We start from the raw sequence: 7346 nt of genomic DNA, 5'->3' as shown, positions 1-7346 counted from the left end.
GACGCCCGTGCCGCGGCGACCGCGCGGTCGATGTCCGCCGGCTGCGCCTGCGCGGCCCGGCCGACCACGGACTGGTCGTGCGGCGAGGCGATGTCCAGCAGCTCCGGGTTGCTCGGCTCGATCCAGGAGCCTCCGATGAAGAGCCGGTCGTAGGTGATCATGTGCTTTCTCTCTTCCGGTGCGCTGTCGGTGCTTTCGATTCAGCTCGTTCAGCCTTGAGGCTCTAACTGCCACTTCAATGTAGCAATTCTTATCACTACATGCACATCGATGTGGTTGTAGGTCTCGTGATGCTCCACATGGGCGATACTGTTGAAGGATGAGAGCCGACGCAGCACGCAATCTGGCAGCCGTCCTGACCACCGGGGCACGTATGCTCGCCGCCGATCCCGGCGTGAGTGTCGCGGGCATCGCCGCCGAGGCAGGTGTCGACCGGCGTACCGTCTACCGGCGCTTCGCCAACCGCGAGGAGCTACTCGCGGCCATTTACGAAGCCCGGCTCTCTGCCATCGAGCAGGCCCTTGTGGACGCGCGCCTGCGTGAAGCCCCCGTCGCCGTCGCCCTGCACCGCTACGTCGAGAACATCATCGTCATCAACCGGACCTGGCCGGTGGATCTCGCCCGCATGCTCACCGACGGCGACGTCCGCCGACGCAGGGACGCCTGCCTCGCCGAGGTCGACGCCTTCCTACAACGCGCCGCCGAGGATGGGTTGTTGCGTCGGGACCAGCCACCGGGGTGGGCCGGGTCCCTGCTGCCGGAACTCGTGCACCTGGCTGCACAGCAGCTGACACACCTGAGCGCAGGGCAGGCCGCGGATGTGGTCGTCGACACGTATCTGCGGGGCATGAGTCCTCAAGCTACATGACACTTATCCGTTTTGCGCGTTATCTTCGGGTGTGGCCTTCCGCGCTGTCGTTATTACGCCGGGCCTGGGTGTGAATCACCGGGACTCGTTCACGCGTTAACGGGGTGCCTACGCATCCTCACCTCCTGGACCGCGGAGCCGGCGGAGCCGGACGCGGCGCGGGACAGGACCGCCTGACCGTAGTGCCACGTCCCGGGCAGTGAACCCACACGTGGTCCCCTCTCGTGCTCCTAGGGAAGCCCGTGCCGCCCCTGCGGCCGGTGCTCCTAGGCAAGTGTGAGAAGAGGTGGCGCATGCTCGCGTACGACGTCCATGGCAGCGGGCCCGGTCTGGTCCTGCTGTCCGGTGTCGGCGGCACCGCGGCCCTGACCTGGGAGACGCTGCTCGCCGGGCTGGCGGCCGAGCACACGGTCGTGCTCGCCGACCTCCCCGGGTCGGGGCGCAGCCCGTTGCCCGTCGGGCGCCTGGAGGCGGATGTCGTCGCCGACCAGGTGGTGGCCACGGCTGAGCGGGCCGGGTTGAGCGACTTCGTGATAGCCGGGCCCTCGCTCGGTGCGGCCGTGGCCATCAAGGTCGCCGCCCGTCATCCCGACCGGGTGCGCGGTCTGGTCACGCTGTCCGGCTTCGCCCGGGCGCGCACCTCGCTGTGGCTCAGACTGGAGACATGGGCGTCGTTGCACTCCCGTCGCGACGACGCCCTGAACGCCTTTCTGACCTCACTGTCCTTCTCCGAGGAGTACCTGACCTCCCGTACCCCGGAAACGGCCCGCTACCTGGCGGCCCGTCTGCTGTCCTCCGCTCCCGGCACCGCCCGGCAGATCGCCTTCGCCCTCGGTATCGACGTCCGCGGCGACCTTTCCGCCGTCAGCGCTCCCACGCTGGTCGTGGCGGCCGCCGGGGACCGGTTCGTGGCCCCGCAGCACTCGGTGGACCTCGCGGACGGCATCCCCGGTGCGCGTCTGGCCGCCGTGCGAGGCGGACACGCGGGGACCTTCGAGGAGCCGGATCGCACGCTGGAGATCCTCACCGGATTCCTCCGTGACCTCCGCCGCTCCCCCGCCGACCGCACGACATCCTGTTCACACGTGTGACTTTCGTGTGACTTTCGTGTGACTCACGTGTGACTGCTCATTCCAAGCAAGGAGACATTTCCCCATGGCCAAGATGTTCTACGACGCCGACGCCGACCTGTCCATCATCCAGGGCCGCAAGGTCGCGGTCATCGGCTACGGCAGCCAGGGCCACGCCCACGCGCTGTCGCTCCGTGACTCGGGCGTCGACGTGCGCGTCGGTCTGCACGAGGGCTCCAAGTCCAAGGCGAAGGCCGAGGAGCAGGGCCTGCGCGTGGTGACGGTGGCGGAGGCCGCCGCCGAGGCCGACGTCATCATGATCCTGGTGCCGGACCCGATCCAGGGCGAGATCTACGAGAAGCACATCGCCCCGAACCTGAAGGACGGCGACGCGCTGTTCTTCGGCCACGGCTTCAACGTCCGCTTCGGCTTCGTGAAGGCCCCGGCCGGTGTGGACGTGTGCATGGTCGCCCCCAAGGGGCCGGGGCACCTGGTGCGCCGTCAGTACGAAGAGGGCCGCGGAGTTCCCTGTCTCGTCGCCGTCGAGCAGAACCCCTCCGGAGGTGCCCTCGCGCTGGCGCTGTCGTACGCCAAGGGCATCGGTGGCACCCGTGCCGGTGTCATCGAGACGACGTTCACCGAGGAGACCGAGACCGACCTGTTCGGTGAGCAGGCCGTGCTGTGCGGCGGTACGACCGCGCTGGTCAAGGCCGGTTTCGAGACGCTGACCGAGGCCGGCTACCAGCCCGAGATCGCCTACTTCGAGTGCCTGCACGAGTTGAAGCTGATCGTGGACCTGATGTACGAGGGCGGCCTGGAGAAGATGCGCTGGTCGATCTCCGAGACCGCCGAGTGGGGCGACTACGTCACCGGTCCCCGGATCGTCACCGACGCCACCAAGGCGGAGATGAAGAAGATCCTCGCGGAGATCCAGGACGGCTCGTTCGCGAAGAACTGGATGGCGGAGTACCACAGCGGCCTGGAGCGCTACAACGCATACAAGCAGCAGGACGCCGAGCACCTGCTGGAGACCACCGGCAAGCAGCTGCGCAAGCTGATGAGCTGGGTGAACGAGGAGGCGTAGGAGCTCTCGCCGCCGCGCTCAGTCGGTCAGGCGGTCCAAGACCACCGTGGCGAGGCGGAGCGCGGCGTGCAGTTCCGTCACCTCGGCGACGGTGGGACGGACCACCCCGGACCAGTCGCCGCGCAGGCCCGGCCAGACCGCCAGCAGCACTTGCGCGCCAGCGAGGCCCAGGTGGGCCGTGACGTCGGTGCGGTCGTCACCCGCGGGTGTCCAGGCCAGCAGGATGCGGCCCTGCGGGATGCGCGAGGGGTCGTCCAGCGGCATCCAGGTGGCCATGAGGGTGCCGTGCACCGGGGTCACGATCGCGCCCCGGACGTCGGCGGGCATGGGCTGCCGGGTCAGCGTGGACAGTTCGGCCGCGGCGTCGACCCGGGTGCCCGGTACCAGGGTGAGGGCGGGCCGGGCCGGGCGGTGGCCGCCGCCGGGCCGCCGTCCGGACGGTGACGTCGTGGCCGGCGAAGGGCCGCCGCCCGGTCGGCTGAACCTGTCGTGTCTCGTCATGTCCTCTCCCCCTCCGCGCCCGGTGTGTGCTTCGTGGTGTGAAGCCTTCCGGAGCGCGGGGGTGAGCACATCCGTCATCTGACTGCGGGCCGGGCTCAGAGCACGTCGTCGTCGTGCGCGGGTATGCCCGTGGCCGTGCGCTCCAGCAGTCGTGCGGCGTCCGACAGCGCGGGATCGCGGTCGGCGTCCGTAGCGGGGTACGTGGTCACCTCGTGCAGCTCGGCCAGGAGGCGCGCGAGACGGCCACCTCCCGCGTACGCCAGGGCGACGCTGCCCTCCCAGAGGGTCTCGCGCAGCCGGGCCGGGGTGAACTGACGGTCTCCGGCGCAGGCCACCAGCAGGCGCCCCGCCAAGGCCCGTTCCAGCGGTCCGGGGGTCCAGGCGCCCCGGTCGAGGTCCGCGCCGAGGTCGGCGGTCAGCGAGGCGAGCCGCTCCAAGGCGGAGGTGTGCCGCTCCGGGGCGGCGCAAGGAGCGGCTGTGTCATGGGACATGGGATGCGATGGCCTTCTGTTCGGCGTGGGTGACCTGTCGTCCGTCGGACCCCGTCGGACGACATGTCGGTGTAGGTTTCAGTCAGAATACGTGTCTCGACGGGGCCCCGAGAAATGTGTGTGCCCCAGCGGAGAGGGACCGGAGCATCGATGAGATCGGACGCACTGTCCAACCGTATGCGCATCCTCGAGGCGGCGGCGGAGGTGCTCGCCGGCCCTGGCGACACCTCGCTGAAGTGCATCGCACGCAGGGCGGGCGTGGGCCAGGGGACGCTCTATCGCCACTTCCCCACCCGGGAGTCCCTGGTGCTCCAGGTGTACGGCGAGGAGGTGGACGAGCTGGTGACCGCCGTGCCCGCCCTTCTGGGCACCCTGTCCCCGCGGCACGGGCTGTGCGCCTGGCTGCGGCGCCTGCTGTATGTCGGCCGGTGCACGCCGGAGTTCGCCGGCGCGATGAGCGGGGCCGGCGGAGCGCTGACGGAGCAGTGTCGGCAGGCGTACCGGCCGCTGCTGGACGCCCTGTCGGCGCTGGTGAACGCCAATGCGGCGGCCGGGACCATCGCACCGGGGACGACGGCCGAGGACGTACTCACGCTGCTCGGTCCCTTGTGGCGCATCGGCGCGGACGGCGAGGAGGGCGCTCGGGCTGAGCGGCTCTTCGAGGTCCTGATGCGGGGACTGTGCCCGGAGGCCGGGCCGGAGGATCAGTAGAAGTCGTCGGCGGGGTAGAGCGTGAGCAGCCGTAGGGTCTCCACGTACAGCCAGGTCAGGCTCAGGGTGAGCCCGAAGGCGGCCGGCCAGCGCTGGTCGCGGGGTGCGCCGTGGGTGAGGGCGTCCTCGACCTTGCGAAGGTGCAGGGGCATGAAGGACACCGTGAGGGCGACCCCCACCAGGCCCATCAGCACGCCGAGGCCCGCGGAGTGCAGGCCCAGGCCGTCGGCGCCCATGAGGGGGAACAGGGCCGTGTCCGCGAGGGCTTGGAAGCACAGGGCGAACACCACGGCGGCCATGAAGCCGTACCGCCGCCGGTGCACGCGCATCCAGTGCAGCCTGTAGGCGAGGAGGGCTCCTGCGGAGGTCGCCATCGTCCCCAGGACGGTCTGGACGAGCAGGCCCGGGGAGAGGCGGCTGAACGCCGTGGTCGAGAGCACGCCGAGACATATGCCTTGCAGGGCGGCGAACGTCAGGGTCAGGGCCGGCGACGGCAGTTTGCATCGGCACTGGATCACCACCAGTGCCGATGCGAGCAGTCCGGCGCCGGCGGCGATGCCGTAGGCCACGGCCGTACCGACCGGCACGTGGGGCAGCAGGGTCCACGACAGGGTGACGGCGAGGGCCGTCACCCCGAGTCCTGCCAGCCAGCGGGGCAGGACGCAGTCCATCGTCATCAGGTCGCCGACGGAGAGGGGCAGCGGGTCGGAGTCGTTCTCGTGGACCTGATCGAGGTCCTGGCCCGTCGCGCTACGGCCTTGTACGACGGCGATCCCCGCTCGCGGGTCTCTGGCCACCGTCTTCTGCCCGCCCCGCCGCTCGAACTGCGGCCGGGCCAGTATCGGGTTGCTGCTCTTCAAGGAAAAACGGTGCTGCTCGACCGGTGTCACGCCAGGTCCTCTTCTCCGTGTAGGACACGCCGGAGGCGTCGGCTGCCGTCAGCCTGCATTACTGGACAAACAGTGCACATCAGTCAGTTGACGGTGGAGTCCGACGCATGTGTCCGAACAGCGCGGACCGTCAGGGCAGCTCGAATCCCAGCTGCCGGGCGGCCGCCTCGGGGGTGGGCTGGGACCAGAGCTCGGCGACCGTCTCGTTCGTGGACAGGGAGCGTGGCTGGGCCACGTCCAGATAGAGCATGCCGTTGAGGTGGTCAGTCTCGTGCTGCACGATGCGGGCCGGCCAGCCGGTGAACACCTCGTCGATCGCCTGCCCGTGCTCGTCCTGTCCCCGCAGCCTGACCCGGGCGTGGCGGGCCACGACCGCCTGCCAGCCCGGCACGCTCAGGCAGCCCTCGAAGAATGCGGCCCGGGTGTCGCCTGCCGGCTCTTCCGGCTCTTCCGGCTCTTCCGGCTCTTCCGGCTCTTCCGGCTCTTCCGGCTCGTAGGAGGGGTTGAGCAGCACTCGGAAGGGCAGGGGTGTGCGTCCGCGTGCTTCGAGTGTCTCGCGGCGCCCGCGGGCCTGGTCCTCCACGACCGCGATGCTCAGCGGGATGCCCACCTGTGGTGCGGCAAGGCCCACGCCCGGGGCCGCGAGCATCGTCGTGCGCAACGCGGCCGCGAAGCGCTCCAGCAGGGCGTCGTCGAGCTGGCCGTCGTACGGCTCGGCGACGCCGCGCAGGACGGGGTGGCCCGCGGTGACGATGGGCAACGGGCCGCCGAGGGCGAGGAGTACCTCGACGCGCTCGGACAACCGTAGGGGGGTCATGTGCGTCGTCATGGGTCAGCTCGCCGGGGTATAGAAGCGCATCGGGGAGTTCGGTTCGAAACCGATCCTCGGGTACACGGGGGCCCCGGCGACGGTCGCGTGCAGGGTGGCCCGGGTGAGGCCGGTGGCGCGGGCGCCCTCGTACAGCGCCTTGCGGGTCACCGCCTCGCCGTAGCCGCGGCGTTGGTGGTCCGGCTCGGTGGCGACGAGGATCACGAACAGGCGGCCCTGGGCCTCGACGGTCGCGGCGCACGCGACCGGGGTGCCGTCCCGCAGCGCCAGGTAGGCGTACACCTCCCGCTTCCACAGGGCGGATCCGCGCAGTCCGTCGCGGCCGTCCTCCAGATCGAAGCCGTAGGCACGGGAGTTGATGTCGGCGTAGGCCGTGAGCTGTTCGTCGGTGGTGACCCGCTCGAAGGTGAGGTCGGGGTGGTGGGGCTCGGGGATGGGCAGCAGATCACCGGCCATGCCGGTGCCGGGGAAGGCGTGGACGAGTCCCGCGCGCTGCGCCGCTTCGTCGAGCGCGTCGCGGGCGTCGTCCGCGAGGAGGTCCTCGAAGAGCCACAGGAAGCCGGGCCGCTGCTTCGACCGCATGATGTCCGCGGCCTGGATGAGGCGTTGCTCCAGGAGCGCCTGGTCGACTCCCACCTCGTTGAGGGTGATCGCGTTCCAGAAGGCGAAGCGGCAGTCGGCCCAGCGGACGGCAAGGCCCGGCAGGTCGCGTACGTCCGCCTTCTCGTCCCGGTCGAGCACCATGGCGCGCCAGACCGTGGACAGCTGTGCCACCGATTCGACCGCGGCCGCGAGATCCGTCATCGCAACTCCCTCACCTTGTCGGGTATGTGAACGTCCCCGTCGGTCCAACGATCGGCGGGGGACTGCAGTCCCGGGCTCCCCTTTCCTCCCTCACCCCC

9 protein-coding genes and 1 pseudogene are annotated in these 7346 nt (G+C 70.1%); 4 read left to right on the top strand and 6 right to left on the bottom strand.

Annotated features, from left to right (window positions below; genetic code table 11):
- A pseudogene (locus ACFY0T_RS46230) lies at positions 1–161 on the bottom strand (aldehyde dehydrogenase); the annotation flags it as partial.
- A 212-nt stretch (positions 162–373) separates the two neighbouring features.
- Here ACFY0T_RS46230 and ACFY0T_RS46225 point away from each other — a divergent pair.
- The 3 genes from ACFY0T_RS46225 to ilvC all read left to right on the top strand — a co-directional run bounded on the left by ACFY0T_RS46225 (position 374) and on the right by ilvC (position 3022).
- Positions 374–868: a TetR/AcrR family transcriptional regulator gene (locus ACFY0T_RS46225; RefSeq protein ID WP_388884569.1), complete on the top strand. Its 495-nt coding sequence runs from the start codon at positions 374–376 to the stop codon at positions 866–868.
- A 293-nt stretch (positions 869–1161) separates the two neighbouring features.
- Positions 1162–1959, top strand: coding sequence for an alpha/beta fold hydrolase (locus ACFY0T_RS46220; protein WP_388884567.1), 798 nt, complete (start codon positions 1162–1164; stop codon positions 1957–1959).
- A gap of 64 nt (positions 1960–2023) precedes the next feature.
- The gene (gene ilvC / locus ACFY0T_RS46215; protein WP_388884566.1) at positions 2024–3022 is read left to right on the top strand and encodes a ketol-acid reductoisomerase; all 999 of its coding nucleotides are present in this window, start codon (positions 2024–2026) and stop codon (positions 3020–3022) included.
- Between the two features lie 18 nt (positions 3023–3040).
- Here ilvC and ACFY0T_RS46210 read toward each other — a convergent pair whose 3' ends face one another.
- Together ACFY0T_RS46210 and ACFY0T_RS46205 are read right to left on the bottom strand one after the other, a co-directional pair.
- Positions 3041–3523 (bottom strand): hypothetical protein, encoded by a 483-nt coding sequence (locus ACFY0T_RS46210; protein ID WP_388884565.1) that lies wholly within the window; start codon positions 3521–3523, stop codon positions 3041–3043.
- 95 nt (positions 3524–3618) lie between these two features.
- Positions 3619–4014, bottom strand: coding sequence for a hypothetical protein (locus tag ACFY0T_RS46205; RefSeq protein ID WP_388884564.1), 396 nt, complete (start codon positions 4012–4014; stop codon positions 3619–3621).
- Positions 4015–4164: 150 nt separating this feature from the next.
- Between ACFY0T_RS46205 and ACFY0T_RS46200 the strand changes: the two genes are divergently transcribed.
- The gene (locus ACFY0T_RS46200) at positions 4165–4725 is read left to right on the top strand and encodes a TetR/AcrR family transcriptional regulator (RefSeq protein WP_388884563.1); all 561 of its coding nucleotides are present in this window, start codon (positions 4165–4167) and stop codon (positions 4723–4725) included.
- On the opposite strand, the gene ACFY0T_RS46195 is transcribed toward ACFY0T_RS46200, so the two are convergent.
- From ACFY0T_RS46195 to ACFY0T_RS46185, 3 genes are all read right to left on the bottom strand, one after another.
- The gene (locus ACFY0T_RS46195) at positions 4719–5585 is read right to left on the bottom strand and encodes a Bax inhibitor-1/YccA family protein (RefSeq protein WP_388884562.1); all 867 of its coding nucleotides are present in this window, start codon (positions 5583–5585) and stop codon (positions 4719–4721) included. The two genes, ACFY0T_RS46200 and ACFY0T_RS46195, sit on opposite strands and share 7 nt — an antisense overlap.
- A 160-nt stretch (positions 5586–5745) precedes the next feature.
- Positions 5746–6444 (bottom strand): peptide deformylase, encoded by a 699-nt coding sequence (locus ACFY0T_RS46190; RefSeq protein WP_388884561.1) that lies wholly within the window; start codon positions 6442–6444, stop codon positions 5746–5748.
- Positions 6445–6447: 3 nt separating this feature from the next.
- Complete coding sequence (locus ACFY0T_RS46185) at positions 6448–7248, bottom strand: GNAT family N-acetyltransferase (protein ID WP_388884560.1); 801 nt, start codon at positions 7246–7248, stop codon at positions 6448–6450.
- Positions 7249–7346: the final 98 nt, after the last annotated feature.

The sequence above is a fragment of the Streptomyces sp. NPDC001530 genome, from assembly GCF_042894545.1.
Taxonomy (GTDB): domain Bacteria; phylum Actinomycetota; class Actinomycetes; order Streptomycetales; family Streptomycetaceae; genus Streptomyces.
Note: the sequence above shows the minus strand (reverse complement) of the source record. Positions and strands in the feature narration are given on the sequence as shown.

Excerpts from the sequence above, each read along its gene's own strand:
- ACFY0T_RS46225 (WP_388884569.1), top strand. The coding sequence starts at position 374 with ATGCTCGCCGCCGATCCCGGCGTGAGTGTCGCGGGCATCGCCGCCGAG.
- ACFY0T_RS46220 (WP_388884567.1), top strand. The coding sequence starts at position 1,162 with ATGCTCGCGTACGACGTCCATGGCAGCGGGCCCGGTCTGGTCCTGCTG.
- ilvC (WP_388884566.1), top strand. The coding sequence starts at position 2,024 with ATGGCCAAGATGTTCTACGACGCCGACGCCGACCTGTCCATCATCCAG.
- ACFY0T_RS46210 (WP_388884565.1), bottom strand. The coding sequence starts at position 3,523 with ATGACGAGACACGACAGGTTCAGCCGACCGGGCGGCGGCCCTTCGCCG.
- ACFY0T_RS46205 (WP_388884564.1), bottom strand. The coding sequence starts at position 4,014 with ATGTCCCATGACACAGCCGCTCCTTGCGCCGCCCCGGAGCGGCACACC.
- ACFY0T_RS46200 (WP_388884563.1), top strand. The coding sequence starts at position 4,165 with ATGAGATCGGACGCACTGTCCAACCGTATGCGCATCCTCGAGGCGGCG.
- ACFY0T_RS46190 (WP_388884561.1), bottom strand. The coding sequence starts at position 6,444 with ATGACGACGCACATGACCCCCCTACGGTTGTCCGAGCGCGTCGAGGTA.
- ACFY0T_RS46185 (WP_388884560.1), bottom strand. The coding sequence starts at position 7,248 with ATGACGGATCTCGCGGCCGCGGTCGAATCGGTGGCACAGCTGTCCACG.